Consider the following 16,182-nt stretch of genomic DNA (forward strand, 5'->3'; position numbering starts at 1 on the left):
CCGTCGAATGGAAGCAAAGCGCCCCATCATCACTAGAGCCATTTCCGTTCCGATGAAATCGGAACGGGGTCTCTAGGTTCTTATTCTGACGGTTTTTCTTGACGCGAACCGGCGTCCACTTCGCTCGAACGCTCTAGCCGGTCTTGAGCGCAAGCTCCATGACTTCAGCGCGGCCGACGAGCCCGGCATATTTCCCGATCGGCAGGGGCCTGCCGAGCAGATAGCCCTGCACGCCGTCACAGCCCTCCTTGGCGAGGAAGGCGAGTTGCTCGACCGTCTCGACGCCCTCGGCGATGATCGACATTTCGAGGCCGTGGCCGAGATCGATCACCGCGCGCACGATCGCAGCCGATTGCGGATTGCGGCCGAGATTGGTGATGAAGGCCCGGTCGATCTTGATCTTGTCGAACGGGAACGCCTGGAGATAGCTCAGCGAGGAGTAACCGCTGCCGAAATCGTCCATGGAGATGCGCACGCCGAGCGCCTTCAGGCGGCGCAGCAGCGCGAGGCCCCGGTCGAAGTCCTCGATCAACACGCCCTCGGTGATCTCCAGCTCGAGCCGGCCGGGTGCAAGGCCGGTCTCGAGCAGGATCGAATGGACGAGGCCAACCACGTCGCCGTGCATGAACTGCGCCGGGGACAGATTGACCGCGACCTGGAGCGGCTTCGGCCAGGACGCCGCCTCGCGGCAGGCCTCGCGCAGGATCCACTCGCCCATCTCGACGATCAGACCGCTCTCCTCGGCGATTGGGATGAATTCGGCCGGCGAGACCTGGCCGCGTACCGGATGCTGCCAGCGCGCCAGCGCCTCGAAGCCGATGATCTCGCTCTCGGCGACGCTGTGGCCGGCGGCGCCCTGGGGCTGGAAGGCAAGCGAGAGCTCGCCGTTCTTGATGGCCACCGACAGGTCCTGGTGCAGCACGCGGCGGTCGCGGATCTGCTGGTCCATCTCCGGCTGGAAGAGGCTGATCGTGCCGCGCGACTTCTGCTTGGCGCGGAACAGCGCCGCACCGGCATTGGCGAGCAGCGAGGCGCCGTCAGTGCCATTGTGCGGGAAGATCGACATGCCGGTGGTGACGCCGGCGCGGACCGCCCGGCCGTCGATCTGGAAGTCCTTCGCGACGGCGTCGCCGATCTGCTGCGCCAGCGCAAGACCCGCGTCCGGCTGCTTGCCGTCGATGATCAGTCCGAATTCGTCGCCGGACAGGCGCGCCACCACGCCGCCACGGGCGGAGTCCTGGAGCCGCTTGGCCACCTCGATCAGGAGCTTGTCGCCGAGCGCATGACCGAAGACGTCGTTGACCTCCTTGAGGCCGTCGAGGTCGACGCAGAGGACGGCGAACTCCTCGCCGGTGCCTTCGCAGGCCTCGATCATCTGGGTCAGCGCCTGAAGGAAGGCGGCGCGGTTCGGCAGATCGGTGAGGCCGTCGTGATAGGCCATGTGCGCCATGCGCGACTCGGTCTGCCGGCGGTCGGTGACGTCCTCGTGGGTCTTGATCAGATATTGCGGCTCGCCGGTATCGCCGAGCACGGTGGCGCGGCGGGTCAGGAACAGCCGCAGGCCGTCCTTGGTGGAGATCGGATGCTCCTCGGTGATCATCCCGCGTTTCTTGATCGCGGCCTCGTCGCGCGCGATGATCAGCTTGGCTTCCTTGGGGTTGAAGATGTCGGACGCGGTCAGGCCCGTGGCCTCCTCGCGCCGGCGGTTGAGGATCGTCTCCGCGCTGCGATTGGCGAGCAGATAGCGGCCGTCCTTGACCTGCTCGACGATCAGCGCCACCGGGATGTTGTCGACCACCAGCTCGAGGAACTTCTTCGTGCTCTCCAGCTCCTGCGACAGCGACCGGCGGTCGGTGATGTCCTCGAACACCAGCAGCAGAAACTCGGGCTTGTTGCTCTCGTTGCGGACCACGATCCGAATCGAGGCGACCATGCGCCGCTCGCCGCCGCGGTCGACCTCGAACTCGTTACGGAACTGGCCGTCCGGGGAGTTGAGCGCCGCCCGGTCGGTCGCCTCGATACTGGCTGCCGAGACCGGCGCAAACAGCTCGCGTGCGTTCTTGCCGACGGCATGATCCCGCGAGAACCCCCAGAACCGCTCATAGGCGCTGTTGGCGAAGATGTAGCAGCCGTCCTCGATGTTCTTCGCGGCCACGCAGGCCGGCACATGGTCCAGCACCGATTCCAGGAATTGCTTGGTGGAAGCGAGCTGTCGCGACAGCTTGCGCTGCTCGCTGACGTCCAGATGCGTCGCCACCGAGCCGCCGTTCGGCAGCACGAAAAACTTCACCAGGATGGCTCGCCCGTCGGGCAGCTCGGTGACCAGGCCGTTGTGGCTCGCCGCCTTCTCGTAGAATTCGTCGTCGGAGATGCCGCCGAGCACCCCGCGCTTGCGCCGGAGCTTAAGAAGCTCATGGCCGTCCATATTGGCCCAGAGTTCCGACCGCGTCAGGCCGTAGATCTCGAGATAGCGGTCGTTGCAGAAGATGATGCGGCGCTGCGCATCCGTCATGACCACGCCCTGATTGAGATTGTTCATGGCGGAGGAGACGAAGGCGTTGCGCCGCAACTGTAGACGCCTGGTCCGGCGCAGCGAGGAATGGATCCACAGCACGATCGCGCCGAGGAACGCGCAGACGACGATGCCCGCGATCAGGACTTCCCAGACCACGTTGGGATCGAGCTGGCCGAGATAGCTCGGCGCGGCGAAGCCATCCGACAGCGCAAAGGCGCGCGCGGGCGCAACCGTGCCGGCCAGGCACACAACGGCCTGCACAGCAATCGGAAGCGTGCTGCCCTCGTGCCAGTTCTTCTCAGCCATCAGCCACCCGCGATTTCAACGTCGGATTGTCTGGCTTCACGCGTTTGGATCGGGTAAACGCCTGTACGCGCAACAGAAAAATGTGACGTGAAATACGGCAATTGCCCTGACATGATAAATTCTTCCTTAACGGAAAACGGCCGCGCGGCATTCTCTCCAGGCCTGATGCCACCGGCGCCTCCAGCGGACCTCCTGCACAACCATGGATAAGGTCGATTGCGTCGTCATCGGAGCCGGCGTGGTCGGGCTCGCGGTGGCTCGAAAGCTTGCGCAGGCCGGACGCGAGGTCATCGTGCTCGAGGAGGCCGAGGCGATCGGCACCATCACCTCCTCGCGCAACAGCGAGGTGATCCATGCCGGCATCTACTACCGCGCCGGGAGCTGGATGGCGCGCATGTGCGTCGACGGCAAGCACGCGCTCTACCGCTACTGCGCCAAGCGCGGCATCCCGCACAAGAATTGCGGCAAGCTGATCGTCGCGACCAGCCCGCAGGAGACCGAGAAGCTGCAATCGATCAAGGCGCATGCCGAGGCCAATGGCGTGCTCGACATGCAGCAGCTCACGGGCGAGGCGGCACGCGCGCTGGAGCCGGCGCTGGCCTGCGACGCCGCGCTGCTGTCGCCATCGACGGGCATCATCGACAGCCACGCCTACATGCTCTCGCTGCGCGGCGAAGCCGAGGAAGCCGGCACGGCGTTCGCGTTTCACACGCCGCTGATCCGCGCCAAGGCGGCGAACGGCCTGATCGAGATCGACGCCGGCGGCGAGGCGCCAATGACGCTGCAATGCGCCCTCCTCGTCAACGCCGCGGGGCTCTCGGCGACCAATGTGGCGCGCAACATCGACGGCATGCCGCTGGACCGAATTCCGCGCGCCTATCTCGCCAAGGGAAATTACTTCAGCTGCAATGCCAAGGCGCCGTTCTCGCGCCTGATCTACCCGGTGCCCGAACCCGGCGGGTTGGGAGTGCATCTGACGCTGGACATGGCAGGCCAAGCGCGCTTCGGCCCTGACGTCGAGTGGATCGAGACGATCGACTACGAGGTCGACCCGTCACGCGCCGAGCGGTTCTACCCGGCGATCCGCAAATACTGGCCGACACTGCCTGACGGCGCGTTGATGCCGAGCTATTCGGGTATCCGGCCGAAGATCGTACCGCCCGCGGTGGCCACGCAGGACTTCCTGATGCAGGGCCCGCGCGATCACGGCGTCACTGGCCTGATCAATCTGTTCGGCATCGAATCGCCAGGACTGACGTCGTCGCTCGCGATCGCAGATCACGTCGCCGAGCTCGCAGACATCTGAAGCGTTTTCGAGCGACGTGGATATCAGTTCGCGGCAAGACAACGCGTTGCGACAAAAACCAAACACCGCGCAAACTTCTTTGCACGGTTTCTCACCTTTGTCGCAGGGATGAGCGCAAAAGCTCCCACCCCTGCGGGATAGGGGTATGTTCAACTCTACGCTGTTACGGGGGTTACTAGTGGAGCGTGTCGCCGTGCCTCAGACGCTCGATCTGGTCCTTGACCATCAACTTCCGGCGCTTCAACTCAACAATTTGCAGGTCGTCTGTTGAAAGGTGCACGAGAGCTTCGTGCAATTCGTTTTCGAGAAGTTTGTGCTTCCGCTCCAATTCAACGAGATGTGCCTGAATTGTCATTCGAAACCTCCTCGGTAGGGTTGAACCTCAGGATTCGATCCGGACAAGGAAGTGTACATCAGCGATTCGTCCTGTCGATGGGTAACCGTCGCCGCAGCTTCATTTTTGAAAATTCATATGTAACGAAGCGTGAGTAAAGGAACCGCGCGGGAAAAATCCATGATATCAATGCGCTTGCGCAGCGCCGCAGCGATCAGCGGAAATATGTCGCTGGAGATCGGCGAACGATGGTCGCAGATCGCTTGCGATCACGCCGCGCAAGGACGATAATTTCCACAGGGCATCCACAGCCTTAATCCCACGCCTATCGGTTTTCGGCCACCGCAGACATGACCAATGAAGACGAGCGTGAGCTCGAAGCCGAGCTCACCCGGTTGCAGCAGGAACACCGAGATCTCGATGCGGCGATCGATGCACTGCATCAATCGCCCGCCCCCGACCTATTGCGGTTACAGCGCTTGAAGAAGCGCAAGCTGTTGTTACGAGACCGCATCGCGTTCATCGAAGACCAGATCACCCCCGACATCATCGCCTGACCTGCGATCCGGCTTTCCCTCGCGCGGATGAATCCGCTTGACTCCAAAAGAACAAAATAGGAACATTTGAGGACCCCAGCGCCCCCAGAAAACGCCCAGGACAACTGACAAGGACAATGCAGATGTCGACAGCCGCCCTTCTCGACAACAGCCATTATGAACAGGCCTGCGATCAGGCGATCGCGATGTGCGACGGCAATCTGCGCAGCACCATCAAGGCGCTGATCATGGCCAACGAATATCTGGAGGCCGAGCTGGAGGAATTGCAGGCGGCGATTTCCGCCGGCTGCATTCCGGACACCTCGCGCAGCAAGATGCGGAGCAAGAGCAGCGCCGCCTGAACCGTCAGCTATCGGAGCCGATCATGCCCGACGTCACCTACTACGTTGCATTGCCCTTCCTGATCGACGAGGACGGATCGCCGGTGGCGGGTGCTGCCGAGGAATGCCAGACATCGGCTGCCGCCCTGCGTCGTGCGGAAATGCTGGCGCGCGGCGCCGGCCATATCGGCGCCGTCGCCTTCAGCCGCAGCGGCGATCCTCTGACCGGCGAGTTTGGCGACGCCAAATTGCTGCGGAAATTCGGTAACGTGCCGCCAGATCTCAGCGCGCTTTAGCTGCCGACCAGCCTGACCCCCGGCTCGTGCCGCCGGTGCGCCTTGCGCACATACATGGCGGCATCCGCCTCCTCCAGGGCGCGGCCCGGGTCGGACTGCGCCCCCAGAAGCGCGACACCGGCGGAGGCGCCCGCGGTCACCTCCTGGCCGCGAAAGACAAAGGACAATTCGTCGACCGCCTGCTCGAAGATGGCCGCCTTCGCCTTGGCGTCGGTCTCGCTGAGATTCCAGAGCAGCAGCGCGAACTCGTCGCCTCCGAGCCGGCCGACCACGTCGGAGGCACGGACCTGCCGCGTCAGCGTGGCGGCAATCGCCTTGAGCACCTCGTCGCCGGCGCCATGACCGAACGAATCGTTGATCGGCTTCAACCGATCGACGTCGAGCACGATCAGCGCCCCGCTGGCGCGGTAGCGCTTCATGTAGGCGATGGCGCGCGCGAGCTCGCGCTCGAAGCCGCGCCGGTTGGGGATATCGAGCAGGAAATCGGTGTCGGCCGCAGCTTCCAGTTCCACGACCCGGCGCTGCGCCTCCTTGAGCTTGGTCCGCAAGCCCCGGATCGTCGTCCTGACGGCATCCTTGGCTCCCTCATCGCCCGACGCGCCGCGCGTCGGCGGCCTCGCCGAACGCCTGGTCAGCCGTTTTGGGGCGGCTTTGGATCGGCCGGCACTGGTTTTCCGGCCCTTTTTGGCCTTCGCAGCGCCCGCCCTTTTTGGTTTCTTCATGGGCATCCTGCTCAATGAAGGCTTGCGGGGATTCACCAAGACAGGATAGTGGATTCCCTTCTCCTTGCCACCGCCTTGCGAGCCGCCGGCCGGAACCGTTAATCTGGCCTATCTTTCTGTTTTTCGGGCACAATTAACGTCATGACCGCGCCGATCGCCATCATCATGGGAAGCCAGTCGGACTGGGACACGATGCGGCATGCCGCCGACACGCTTGCCGCGCTCGGCGTCGCCGCCGACACCCGCATCGTCTCGGCCCACCGCACCCCCGACCGTCTCTTCGCTTTCGCCAAGGGCGCCAAGGCCGCGGGTTACAAGGTCATCATCGCCGGCGCCGGTGGCGCTGCGCACCTGCCCGGTATGGCGGCGGCGCTGACCGAACTCCCGGTGTTCGGCGTTCCCGTCGAATCCAAGACGCTCAAGGGCCTCGATTCGCTCTATTCGATCGTCCAGATGCCCGCCGGCATCCCGGTCGGCACCCTCGCCATCGGCAAGGCCGGGGCAACCAACGCCGCACTGCTGGCAGCGGCCGTCCTGGCGTTGTCCGACCCGGCCTTGTCCGATCGCCTCGCAGCCTGGCGCAAGGCGCAGACCGAGGCGGTCGCCGAGCGCCCGGAGGACAAGGCGTGACCGACACCAGGCAGGTGAAGCTGAAGCCCGGTGACACCATCGGAATCCTCGGCGGCGGACAATTGGGCCGGATGCTGGCCATGGCTGCGGCGCGGCTCGGCCTGCGCTGCCAGGTGTTCTCGCCCGATCCGGACTCGCCGGCTTTCGACGTCGTATTGAACGCGACCTGCGCCGAATATGCCGACGTCGAAGCGCTCGAACTGTTCGCCAACGACGTCGACGTCATCACCTACGAATTCGAGAACGTGCCATCGGCCGCCGCGATGGTGCTGGACGCGCGCCGACCCGTGCTGCCCAACCGCAAGATCCTCGAGACCACCCAGGACCGGCTCGCCGAAAAAGATTTCGTGACGCGGCTCGGCATCGGCACTGCGGCCTATGCCGACGTCACCTCGGTGTCCTCGCTGCGCGAGGCGATCGCCAGGATCGGCCTTCCGGCCGTGCTCAAGACCCGCCGCTTCGGTTATGACGGCAAGGGCCAGGCCATCATCCGCGAGGGCGACGATATCGCCAAGGTGTGGACCAGCCTCGCGACCAAATCCGCGATCCTGGAAGCCTTCGTGCCATACGAGCGCGAGATCTCCGTGATCGCCGCACGCTCGGTCACAGGCCAGGTCGAGTGTTTCGATGTCACCGAGAACGAGCACCGCGACCACATCCTGAAGATATCGCGCGCGCCCGCGCCGATCCCGGCTGCGCTCGCCGACGAAGCACGCAGCATCGCCGGCAAGATCGCAAGCGCGCTCGACTATGTCGGCGTGCTCGCTGTCGAGATGTTCGTGCTCGCCAATGGCACAGGCCCGAAGGTGCTGGTCAATGAGATCGCCCCGCGCGTGCACAATTCCGGGCACTGGACGCTCGACGGCGCGTCGGTCTCGCAGTTCGAGCAGCACATCCGCGCCATCGCCGGCTGGCCGCTCGGCAAGCCCGTGCGTCACGGCGAAGTCGTCACCATGACCAATCTGATCGGCGACGAGATCAACGATTACGAAAAGTGGCTGAGCGTGCCCGGCGCGACCGTGCACATCTACGGCAAGGGTGCGCCGCGTCCCGGCCGAAAGATGGGCCACGTCACCGAAGTCAGGCCGACGAAAGGCAAGTAGCGGGACCGCAGCAATCGCTGCGATCCCGCTTCGCTCGAAAACGCTTTAGGCCGTCTTCGCGCCTGCGACGACGCCCGTGGGCTCCTCGCTGAGCCAGCGATAGATCACCCCGCCCAGCGCACCGCCGATCAGCGGTGCGACCCAGAACAGCCAGAGCTGCGCGATCGCCCAGCCGCCGACGAACAGCGCAGGACCCGTGCTGCGCGCCGGGTTCACCGAGGTGTTGGTGACGGGGATGCTGACGAGATGGATCATCACCAGCGCGAGCCCGATCGCGAGCGGCGCGAAGCCCGCGGGCGCGCGACCATGGGTCGCGCCCATGATGATGAACAGGAACATCATGGTCATCACCACCTCGGTGAGGAAGCACACGATCATGCTGTACTGGCCGGGCGAATGCGCATCATAGCCGTTGGATGCGAAGCCCTTGCTGACATCGAATCCGGGAGCTCCGCTCGCGATGACGTAGAGGAGCCAGGCGGCCACGATCGCGCCGGCCACCTGCGCGATCACATAGGGCAGGATCTGGCCGGCCGGAAAACGCCCGCCGGCGGCAAGACCGACCGTGACGGCCGGGTTGAGATGGCAGCCGGAGATATGGCCGATCGCATAGGCCATGGTGACCACGCTCAGTCCGAATGCGAGGGAGACACCGACCAGACCGATTCCGACCTGCGGGAAGCCGGCAGCGATCACCGCGCTTCCGCAGCCTGCGAATGTGAGCCAGAAGGTGCCGATGGCTTCAGCGGCGTATTTCTTGATATCCATGTGTCGTCCCCTGCTTTCAAAGATTCCGGAACAAGCTCCGGAAACGGCCCCATCCCTGGCGTCGAATCGCCCAAATCAGGGCCGCACAGAGGTATTTTCGCCTCATTTAATGGCTGAACTTGGCCCGAAAGCCCGCTTGTCCGGTGGACATCCCGGGATTTGTCTGATACATCCGCGCCCTCAAGGTTAAGGGCTTGCGCGTTTTCGCCATCCCCTTCGTCTTACCAGAATTCAAATCCGATCCACTGAAGAGGATGCCGCGTGCAGGTTCTCGTTCGCGATAACAATGTCGACCAAGCCCTCAAGGCGCTGAAGAAGAAGATGCAGCGCGAGGGAATTTTCCGCGAGATGAAGCTCCGCGGTCATTACGAGAAGCCCTCCGAGAAGAAGGCCCGCGAAAAGGCCGAAGCTGTGCGCCGTGCGCGCAAGCTGGCCCGCAAGAAGCTGCAGCGCGAAGGCCTGCTGCCGATGAAGCCGAAGCCGGTGTTCGGCGCCGGTCCCGGCGGTGATCGCGGCGGGCGTGGCCCGGGTGCAGGTGCTGGTCCGCGCGGACCGCGCTGATTTACCGAATTTTGCAAGATTTCAGTTTCGATGACGCGGGCCTCTGGCCCGCGTTATTGTTTGTGCGCGGGGCCTTTTCCGGGTCGGGCACCACGGATGCGGCACGCAAGCGCGATGAGATTTGGATTGAACGTCGTCGCGCTTTAGTTTGTTGTTTGAGCAATCTCTACGCAAACGCATTGCGCGTTTGTCGCGAGAGAAAACCGCTGCATACTTTTCGCCAACGCGGCCCTTCGGGTCCGGATCATGCTCTAGCGCGAGCGAACCGTAGATGGCCTCCCCCCTCCCCAAGCACGGCTTGACGTGGCTACGCCGGATCTCGCAGCCGCCGTTCGCGCTGGCGCTCATGGGGATAGCGTTGTGCGGCTGCTCGTTCGATCTGGGATCGCTGATGCCGGAGAAGGACAAGCCGCAGGAGGCGCCCAAGGCCGCCGCGCCCGCCGAGAGCCCGGTGAGCGCCGCCAACGTCACCGAGGCTCAGGCCCACACCGCAAAAGCCCAATCCCTGGCCAAGTCAGGCGAGGTCGCGGCGGCGCTCGACGAGTTCAATCGCGCGGTCGGGCTCGATCCCTACAATGCGCAGGCGCTGTATGGCCGTGCCCTGATCTACCAGAGCAACAATCAGCACGACTTCGCGATCGCAGATTTCAGCGCTGCGAGCGGGCTCAATCCCCAGAAGGTCGAGCCGCTGCTCGGCCGCGCCACCAGCTATCTCGCGCTCGGCAAGGTCAGGGAGGCCACGGCCGATCTGGATGAGGCCTCAGAGGCCGATCCGCACAACGCGCAGGTCTGGACCGCGCGGGGACAGGCCTATGAGCGGCTGGGCGACAGGGCCAAGGCGGCGGCGTCCTACACCAGGGCTGTATCGCTTCGTCCACGCGACGACGCCGCGCGCAGCGGCCTCGCCCGCGTCGGCGGCTGACGGTTCTGGCACCGTCTCAATCGGGGGTGGCGCTCTTCGGCAGAACCGAGTGGAACATCGACTTCATGCCCGACAGCATCTCGTCGGCGACATTGGTCTTCTTGGGCCGCGGCATGGAGCCACCGGCGTCGGCGCGCAGATCGAGCGGTGGCGCGATCACCGGCACGGGAATGTCAGCCGGCGGCGTCATCCGATTCGGATCATCGCTACCGACCGAGGCCGTATAGGACGGATTGGCCGGCGAGGAGCCATCCTTGCCATAGGCCTCTGGTGAGGGCGTCGATACCGTGATCGGCGGCGGCAGCGGACGGACCGTAGCCGGCTCCATGCTGATGACCCGCGGGGCCTCGGGCGTGCGAGCGGCTTCCCGCACGGCAGGCTCGGTCGGCTTCTCGGCTGACCTGGTCTCGGACGGCCTAACCTCGGCAGCAGGCTTGGTCTCGGCGGACTTGCCTTCATACGACTTGCCCTCAAGAGACTTGCCCTCAGGAGACTTGCCCTCAGGAGATTTGCGCAGCCGCTCGATCGCGGCACGCACGAGGTCGTTGGCGTCGGGGGCCGGAGCCGCGGCAGCCGGCGCCGAATTGGCCTCAACCACCGGAGCGGCGGGAGCGGGCGTGCTGGCGGCCGGGGTAGACGTCGGGGTAGACTTGGCGACCGCCTGCTCGCGCGCCGACGGCTTGCCACGCGGGCTGGCCTCGGCCGGAGCCACATCCGCAGCCTTGTGCTCGGCAGACGGCTGATCGGCAGCCTTTTCAGCCGCCGGCTTGTCCGTCACGCTCTTCTCGGGGATGCCTTTGGCCTTGACGCCGGGCGCCGGGAGATTGGCCACATCGGCGGGCTTGCCGTTCTTGCCGGCCTCGGCAGGGGCCACGACGGCCGCAGGGGCGTCAGCCGCCGGCTTGGCGTTGATGTAGTGGTTAACGATGTACGCCCCGATGATCGTCGCGAGCACCGAGGGGAAAATATCCATCGAAATTTTAGCGAGGTATTTCAGCATTCCGGCCACTCCCCGCGCGATCTGATGCGGGAACTTTGGGGCATTGTAAGGGATCAACTGCGACGGATCGATGGCAAGTTGTAAGGCCGGACCTACGGCTTCAGCTCGATCTCAAGGAACACGATCTCGGTTGAGGTTTCGTTAAGTACGTCATGTTGGACGCCCGCCTTGCGGAAATAGGATTTCCCGGCTGCCAGCTGCGCCTTGGACCGCTCGCCGCCCGGCGCCACGATGGTCATTTCGCCCGCGACGACGGGAACAATCACATAGTCCATGCCGTGGGTGTGATGCCCCGTGGCGCTGCCCGGACCGAGCCGCCATTCCGTCACCCGGACCTCCTCGTTGTCGACCTGAACCTCGGATCTGGCGGCAAGCATTGGGACCTCTCCTGGGACGCGATCCCGGCCCCCGAAGGGCCGCGTGAGCGCAAAGTGGTTCAGGGCACGAAACCATGAATACGTAGACGCCAAATACCATCACATGGACAAGCCCGAACAGGACGTTTGTCCTGCCCGTGCCGAAGGTCGGCATGCTCAGGACGAAGGTCGGGAGCAAGACCACGCTGCCCCCCGGGCGTCGAGGCCGAGCTCGAGCTCCTTGTCGAGCGGCGAGCAAATCGGCCGGCGGATTCAATGCCAGCGCAGGATCGGCGCGACCGGCAGCAGCGTCAGCAGCATGAACAGCGGGATCAGCACCGCGCCGGCGCGCACGAGATAGCCAAAGAAGCTCGGCATCTTGATCCCGTTCTCGCTGGCAATGCTGCTGACCATGAAGTTCGGCGCGTTGCCGATATAGGTGAGCGCTCCCATGTAGACGGCGCCCATCGAGATCGACGCGAGCGTGCCCGACAGCTGATGCATCAGCATTTGCGGATCGCCGCCGGCAAGCTGGAAGAACAAGAGATAGGTCGGCGCATTGTCGAGAAACGCCGACATCAGGCCGGTGAACCAGAAATAGGCGACCTCGCGCGGCGTGCCGTCCGGTGCCGTCACGGCCGACAACAGCCAGGCAAAGGCGCCGTGATGGCCGGCATTGAGCATGGCAATGACCGGGATGATGGCGACAAAAATGCCCGCGAACAGTTTTGCGACCTCGCGGATCGGCTCCCAGGTGAAGCCGTTGGCCAGCCTGTGCTCGTCCGGCGTCAGCCACACCGACAGCGCCGCAATGGAAAGCAGCGCCAAATTGCGCGCGATGTCTTCCAGCTCCAGCTTCGTTCCGAGAATGTCGAAGGCGATAGCGGGCTTCCACATCGCCGAGGCCAGCAGGCTCGCGACGATGGCTGCGATCAGCACGAGGTTGACCAGACCGCGGATGCGGACCGGATCCGCAGGACCGGCGTCGCTCAGCGCGGGCTCGCTGCGGAAGCGCCAGGAATCGATGGCGATGAAGATCGCGAGCAGCAATCCGGCGACGATTGCGGTCTGCAACCAGATGCTCCGCGTGGTCCAGAAGAAGTCGACGCCGTGCAGGAAACCGACGAACAGCGGGGGATCGCCGAGCGGGCTCAGCGCGCCGCCGACATTGGCGACCAGGATGATGAAGAAGATGATGACATGGGCGTTGTGGCGCCGCGGCCGGTTGGCGCGGATCAGCGGACGGACCAGGATCATCGCGGCCCCCGTGGTGCCGACGATGCTTGCCATCAAGGTGCCGAGCGCGAGGATGCCGGCATTCGTCGCCGGCGTGGCCTTGATGTCGCCGGTAATGAGAATGCCTCCGGCCACGACATAGAGCGCGAACAGCAGCACGATGAAGCCGAGATATTCAGCGAGCATGGCATGGACGAACGCCGCCAGCGTCGCCATGCTCCCGGCAAAAATGACGAGCGAGGCCAGCGCCAGCAGCGACCAGGCAGCAGCGATCTTGCCGTAATGATGGTGCCAGACTTTTGCAAACAGCAGCGGTCCGAGCGCGATCGACAGCAACAGGCCGGCAAAGGGAAGCGCATAGGGCCAGCGCATCGCCGCACCATCGAGGCCGCTTGCGGCCCAGGCCTGCTGCGGCAACAAGGCGAGGATGGCGGCGAGGGATACGCCCCACAGCCGGGAGACGAGCCGTTCAGGATCCAATGAAGCGCCTTGCCGTTTCGATCGCACCGAACGCATCGAGATTGTCGTGTCCGCCGCCCGCAAAGCGAACGAACTGCTTCGGTTCATGCGCGAGCGCGAACAGACGCTCTCCGAACACGATCGAAATGACAAGGTCATTGGTGCCATGCATCACCAGGAGCGGCACCGTGACGCGCGCGATCCGCTCGTCGGAAGGGAACGGATCGCGCATCAAGAGGCGCACCGGCACGAACCAGAATGACGAAGATGCAATGTCGGCCGTCGAGGTATAGGGGGCCTCCAGGACGAGCTTTCCAACACGCTGTTCCGAGGTGAGCGCAACCGCCACGCCGGTCCCGAGCGAGAAGCCCCAGGCGACGATTCGTTCCGCCGTGTAGCGGGCGGTGGTGAAGGCATAGGCGGCAGCGGCATCGCGCAGCAGACCCTCCTCACTCGGCGCGCCGCTCGAGCCGGCATAGCCGCGGTAGGACAGCGCGACCAAGCCGGTGCCATCAGCCGTCATGGCCTTGAAGCGGCTGACACGGCCGGCGAGAAAATCGCCATTGCCCGGAAAATACAGGATCACGGGACGACCCGGCCTCGCCGGCACATGCCAGACGATGATCTTCTCGCCATCCGAGGTGGCCAGGACATGCTCCTCCGCCTCGGGACAATTTGCAGCCTCAGGCGGGGTCCGCTTGGCGGTCGGTATCGGAAACAGCATCTCGCGCTGCCGGGCATAGAGCACGACGAGCCCGGCGAGATAGACGGTCGCGAGCAGGATGACGGTCCATTTGGCGATGGTGATCATTGCGCGGCCGGCCCCCGGTTCAGGCTCAGGGCTTGCGACTGCTCCGCAGCAATTTCATGACGTCGGGCCGGAGGCTCGCCGGTACGTCCCGGCAGCCGCACGCCGCCTTGTGGGCGGCGTGCCATGCGACGCGCTGCTCGCGCGTCGCCTTGAGCGGCATGCGATGGGACCGGTGCCATTCCCTGTTGATGGCCACGGTCCGTTTCCTTCGCGTGCTACATCGCCTTGACGATGTTCTCGGTGACCTTCTTGGCGTCGCCGAGCAGCATCATGGTGTTGTCGCGGTAGAACAGCGGATTGTCGATGCCGGCATAGCCGGAGGCGAGCGAGCGCTTGATGAACATCACGGTGCCGGCCTTCCAGACCTGAAGCACGGGCATGCCGTAGATCGGCGAGGTCTTGTCCTCCTCGGCCGCCGGGTTGGTGACGTCGTTGGCGCCGATCACGAAGGCGATGTCGGCCTGCGCGAACTCGGAGTTGATGTCCTCGAGCTCGAACACCTCGTCATAGGGGACGTTGGCTTCGGCGAGCAGCACGTTCATGTGGCCGGGCATGCGGCCGGCGACCGGGTGAATGGCGTACTTCACCTCGACGCCTTCCTTCTTCAGGATGTCGCCCATCTCGCGCAGCGCGTGCTGCGCCTGCGCCACCGCCATGCCGTAGCCGGGCACGATGATGACCTTCTGGGCATTCTTCATGATGAAGGCCGCATCATCCGCCGAGCCGAGCTTGGCGGGCTTCTGCTCGCCTCCGCCACCGCCGGCCGCCGCGGTCTCGCCGCCGAAGCCGCCGAGGATGACCGAGATGAAGGACCGGTTCATCGCGTGGCACATGATGTACGACAGGATCGCGCCCGACGAGCCGACCAGCGCGCCGGTGATGATCAGCGCGGAATTGCCGAGCGTGAAGCCGATGCCGGCCGCAGCCCAGCCGGAGTAGGAGTTCAGCATCGAGATCACGACCGGCATGTCGGCGCCGCCGATCGGGATGATCATGAGCACGCCGAGCGCCAGCGCCAGGATGACGATCAGCCAGAAGTCGAGCGCGCCGCCGGTCAGGACCAGGCGAACGATGAAGAACACCAGCGCCACGGCAATCGCGATGTTGATGATGTGGCGGGCGGGCAGGATGATCGGCGCGCCGCTCATCCGTGCGGACAGCTTCAGGAACGCGATCACCGAGCCGGTGAAGGTCAGCGCGCCGATGGCGACGCCGAGCGACATCTCGACCAGGCTCTGCGGATGGATATTGCCGGGGGTGCCGATGTCGAAGGCCTCGGGCGCGTAGAACGCGCCGGCGGCGACCAGCACCGCGGCCATGCCGACCAGCGAGTGGAAGGCGGCGACCAGTTCCGGCATCGAGGTCATCGGCACGCGGCGGGCGATCACCGCGCCGATCGCGGCACCGATGGCGATACCGACGATGACGAGCACCCAGGCGAGGCCGTCTGCCGGCGGATGGTTGGCCAGCGTGGTGGCGACCGCAATCGCCATGCCGATCATGCCGAACAGATTGCCCTGGCGCGACGAAGCCGGGCTCGACAGCCCGCGCAGCGACAGGATGAACAGCACTCCCGCCACGAGATACAAAAATGCAGAGAGGTTGGCGCTCATCTCAGGTCCCCATTGATCCCTTCAGCCCGAGGTGGCCGCTTACTTCGACTTCTTCTTGTACATCGCCAGCATGCGCTGGGTGACAAGGAAGCCGCCAAAAATGTTCACGCAGGCGAAAATGAGCGCGACAAAGCCGAAGGCGCGGGCCCAGCCCGAGCCACTCGAGACGTTCGCGACGCCGCCGGCAAGCAACGCGCCGACCACGATCACCGAGGAGATCGCGTTGGTCACGCTCATCAGCGGCGTGTGCAGCGCCGGTGTCACCGACCACACCACGAAATAGCCGACGAAGACGGCGAGGACGAAGATCGACAGCCGGAAGATGAAGGGGTCGACGACCTGTGCAGCATGCTCCATGGCGGGTCTC

General features: G+C 64.7%; 19 protein-coding genes and 1 pseudogene. 8 read left to right on the plus strand and 12 right to left on the minus strand.

The window, feature by feature from the left end:
* Positions 1-133: 133 nt before the first annotated feature.
* Positions 134-2,821, minus strand: coding sequence for a sensor domain-containing protein (locus XI04_RS13355; protein ID WP_028140282.1), 2,688 nt, complete (start codon positions 2,819-2,821; stop codon positions 134-136).
* 202 nt (positions 2,822-3,023) lie between these two features.
* On the opposite strand from XI04_RS13355, the gene XI04_RS13360 reads away from it, so the two are divergent.
* Positions 3,024-4,127 (plus strand): NAD(P)/FAD-dependent oxidoreductase, encoded by a 1,104-nt coding sequence (locus XI04_RS13360; RefSeq protein WP_271610312.1) that lies wholly within the window; start codon positions 3,024-3,026, stop codon positions 4,125-4,127.
* A gap of 175 nt (positions 4,128-4,302) precedes the next feature.
* Here the strand turns inward: XI04_RS13360 and XI04_RS13365 are convergent, their stop codons facing one another.
* Entirely contained in the window at positions 4,303-4,482 is a 180-nt protein-coding gene (locus XI04_RS13365) for a YdcH family protein (protein ID WP_026201910.1), read from the minus strand.
* Between the two features lie 329 nt (positions 4,483-4,811).
* On the opposite strand from XI04_RS13365, the gene XI04_RS13370 reads away from it, so the two are divergent.
* The 3 genes from XI04_RS13370 (at position 4,812) to XI04_RS13380 (ending at position 5,634) form a co-directional block, all read left to right on the plus strand.
* Positions 4,812-5,018: a YdcH family protein gene (locus XI04_RS13370; RefSeq protein WP_008546179.1), complete on the plus strand. Its 207-nt coding sequence runs from the start codon at positions 4,812-4,814 to the stop codon at positions 5,016-5,018.
* A 122-nt stretch (positions 5,019-5,140) separates the two neighbouring features.
* The gene (locus XI04_RS13375) at positions 5,141-5,359 is read left to right on the plus strand and encodes a hypothetical protein (RefSeq protein WP_028140284.1); all 219 of its coding nucleotides are present in this window, start codon (positions 5,141-5,143) and stop codon (positions 5,357-5,359) included.
* A gap of 23 nt (positions 5,360-5,382) precedes the next feature.
* Positions 5,383-5,634, plus strand: a complete 252-nt coding sequence (locus XI04_RS13380; protein WP_271610313.1) for a hypothetical protein — start codon at positions 5,383-5,385, stop codon at positions 5,632-5,634.
* Here the strand turns inward: XI04_RS13380 and XI04_RS13385 are convergent.
* Entirely contained in the window at positions 5,631-6,356 is a 726-nt protein-coding gene (locus XI04_RS13385; RefSeq protein ID WP_271611004.1) for a GGDEF domain-containing protein, read from the minus strand. The two genes, XI04_RS13380 and XI04_RS13385, sit on opposite strands and share 4 nt — an antisense overlap.
* Positions 6,357-6,497: 141 nt before the next feature.
* On the opposite strand from XI04_RS13385, the gene purE reads away from it, so the two are divergent.
* Positions 6,498-6,986, plus strand: a complete 489-nt coding sequence (gene purE, locus XI04_RS13390) for a 5-(carboxyamino)imidazole ribonucleotide mutase (protein WP_018317812.1) — start codon at positions 6,498-6,500, stop codon at positions 6,984-6,986.
* A complete protein-coding gene (locus tag XI04_RS13395) occupies positions 6,983-8,089 on the plus strand; it encodes a 5-(carboxyamino)imidazole ribonucleotide synthase (RefSeq protein WP_028140287.1) in 1,107 nt (368 codons plus the stop codon). Before purE ends, XI04_RS13395 begins: the two co-directional genes overlap by 4 nt.
* A gap of 45 nt (positions 8,090-8,134) precedes the next feature.
* On the opposite strand, the gene aqpZ is transcribed toward XI04_RS13395, so the two are convergent.
* Complete coding sequence (gene aqpZ, locus XI04_RS13400) at positions 8,135-8,857, minus strand: aquaporin Z (RefSeq protein WP_028140288.1); 723 nt, start codon at positions 8,855-8,857, stop codon at positions 8,135-8,137.
* Positions 8,858-9,118: 261 nt separating this feature from the next.
* Here aqpZ and rpsU point away from each other — a divergent pair, with 261 nt between their 5' ends.
* Entirely contained in the window at positions 9,119-9,418 is a 300-nt protein-coding gene (rpsU, locus tag XI04_RS13405; protein ID WP_028140289.1) for a 30S ribosomal protein S21, read from the plus strand.
* 271 nt (positions 9,419-9,689) lie between these two features.
* On the plus strand, positions 9,690-10,340 hold the full coding sequence (locus XI04_RS13410; RefSeq protein WP_271610314.1) for a tetratricopeptide repeat protein: 651 nt from the start codon (positions 9,690-9,692) through the stop codon (positions 10,338-10,340).
* Positions 10,341-10,356: 16 nt separating this feature from the next.
* On the opposite strand, the gene XI04_RS13415 is transcribed toward XI04_RS13410, so the two are convergent.
* From XI04_RS13415 to XI04_RS13445, 8 genes and pseudogenes are all read right to left on the minus strand, one after another.
* Positions 10,357-11,340 (minus strand): hypothetical protein, encoded by a 984-nt coding sequence (locus XI04_RS13415; protein WP_271610315.1) that lies wholly within the window; start codon positions 11,338-11,340, stop codon positions 10,357-10,359.
* A 92-nt stretch (positions 11,341-11,432) separates the two neighbouring features.
* The gene (locus XI04_RS13420; protein WP_028140292.1) at positions 11,433-11,717 is read right to left on the minus strand and encodes a cupin domain-containing protein; all 285 of its coding nucleotides are present in this window, start codon (positions 11,715-11,717) and stop codon (positions 11,433-11,435) included.
* Positions 11,718-11,778: 61 nt separating this feature from the next.
* Positions 11,779-11,945, minus strand: a pseudogene (locus XI04_RS38855) (ionic transporter y4hA); the annotation flags it as partial.
* 24 nt (positions 11,946-11,969) lie between these two features.
* On the minus strand, positions 11,970-13,448 hold the full coding sequence (locus XI04_RS13425) for a sodium:proton antiporter (protein WP_028140293.1): 1,479 nt from the start codon (positions 13,446-13,448) through the stop codon (positions 11,970-11,972).
* Positions 13,402-14,199, minus strand: coding sequence for an alpha/beta hydrolase (locus XI04_RS13430; RefSeq protein ID WP_028140294.1), 798 nt, complete (start codon positions 14,197-14,199; stop codon positions 13,402-13,404). Before XI04_RS13430 ends, XI04_RS13425 begins: the two co-directional genes overlap by 47 nt.
* A 28-nt stretch (positions 14,200-14,227) precedes the next feature.
* Complete coding sequence (locus tag XI04_RS13435) at positions 14,228-14,398, minus strand: hypothetical protein (protein ID WP_162832257.1); 171 nt, start codon at positions 14,396-14,398, stop codon at positions 14,228-14,230.
* Positions 14,399-14,417: 19 nt separating this feature from the next.
* Positions 14,418-15,815: an NAD(P)(+) transhydrogenase (Re/Si-specific) subunit beta gene (locus tag XI04_RS13440; RefSeq protein ID WP_028140295.1), complete on the minus strand. Its 1,398-nt coding sequence runs from the start codon at positions 15,813-15,815 to the stop codon at positions 14,418-14,420.
* Between the two features lie 39 nt (positions 15,816-15,854).
* Positions 15,855-16,172: a proton-translocating transhydrogenase family protein gene (locus tag XI04_RS13445; RefSeq protein WP_018317801.1), complete on the minus strand. Its 318-nt coding sequence runs from the start codon at positions 16,170-16,172 to the stop codon at positions 15,855-15,857.
* Positions 16,173-16,182 lie beyond the last annotated feature (10 nt).

Origin of the sequence: Bradyrhizobium sp. CCBAU 11430, assembly GCF_028128855.1 — a bacterium.
Lineage (GTDB): Bacteria > Pseudomonadota > Alphaproteobacteria > Rhizobiales > Xanthobacteraceae > Bradyrhizobium > Bradyrhizobium ottawaense.

Bases quoted from the DNA above. Each gene is read 5' to 3' on its own strand.
- XI04_RS13355 (WP_028140282.1), bottom strand. From the start codon at position 2,821: ATGGCTGAGAAGAACTGGCACGAGGGCAGCACGCTTCCGATTGCTGTG.
- XI04_RS13360 (WP_271610312.1), top strand. From the start codon at position 3,024: ATGGATAAGGTCGATTGCGTCGTCATCGGAGCCGGCGTGGTCGGGCTC.
- XI04_RS13365 (WP_026201910.1), bottom strand. From the start codon at position 4,482: ATGACAATTCAGGCACATCTCGTTGAATTGGAGCGGAAGCACAAACTT.
- XI04_RS13370 (WP_008546179.1), top strand. From the start codon at position 4,812: ATGACCAATGAAGACGAGCGTGAGCTCGAAGCCGAGCTCACCCGGTTG.
- XI04_RS13375 (WP_028140284.1), top strand. From the start codon at position 5,141: ATGTCGACAGCCGCCCTTCTCGACAACAGCCATTATGAACAGGCCTGC.
- XI04_RS13380 (WP_271610313.1), top strand. From the start codon at position 5,383: ATGCCCGACGTCACCTACTACGTTGCATTGCCCTTCCTGATCGACGAG.
- XI04_RS13385 (WP_271611004.1), bottom strand. From the start codon at position 6,356: ATGAAGAAACCAAAAAGGGCGGGCGCTGCGAAGGCCAAAAAGGGCCGG.
- purE (WP_018317812.1), top strand. From the start codon at position 6,498: ATGACCGCGCCGATCGCCATCATCATGGGAAGCCAGTCGGACTGGGAC.
- aqpZ (WP_028140288.1), bottom strand. From the start codon at position 8,857: ATGGATATCAAGAAATACGCCGCTGAAGCCATCGGCACCTTCTGGCTC.
- XI04_RS13410 (WP_271610314.1), top strand. From the start codon at position 9,690: ATGGCCTCCCCCCTCCCCAAGCACGGCTTGACGTGGCTACGCCGGATC.
- XI04_RS13415 (WP_271610315.1), bottom strand. From the start codon at position 11,340: ATGCTGAAATACCTCGCTAAAATTTCGATGGATATTTTCCCCTCGGTG.
- XI04_RS13420 (WP_028140292.1), bottom strand. From the start codon at position 11,717: ATGCTTGCCGCCAGATCCGAGGTTCAGGTCGACAACGAGGAGGTCCGG.
- XI04_RS13425 (WP_028140293.1), bottom strand. From the start codon at position 13,448: ATGCGTTCGGTGCGATCGAAACGGCAAGGCGCTTCATTGGATCCTGAA.
- XI04_RS13440 (WP_028140295.1), bottom strand. From the start codon at position 15,815: ATGAGCGCCAACCTCTCTGCATTTTTGTATCTCGTGGCGGGAGTGCTG.
- XI04_RS13445 (WP_018317801.1), bottom strand. From the start codon at position 16,172: ATGGAGCATGCTGCACAGGTCGTCGACCCCTTCATCTTCCGGCTGTCG.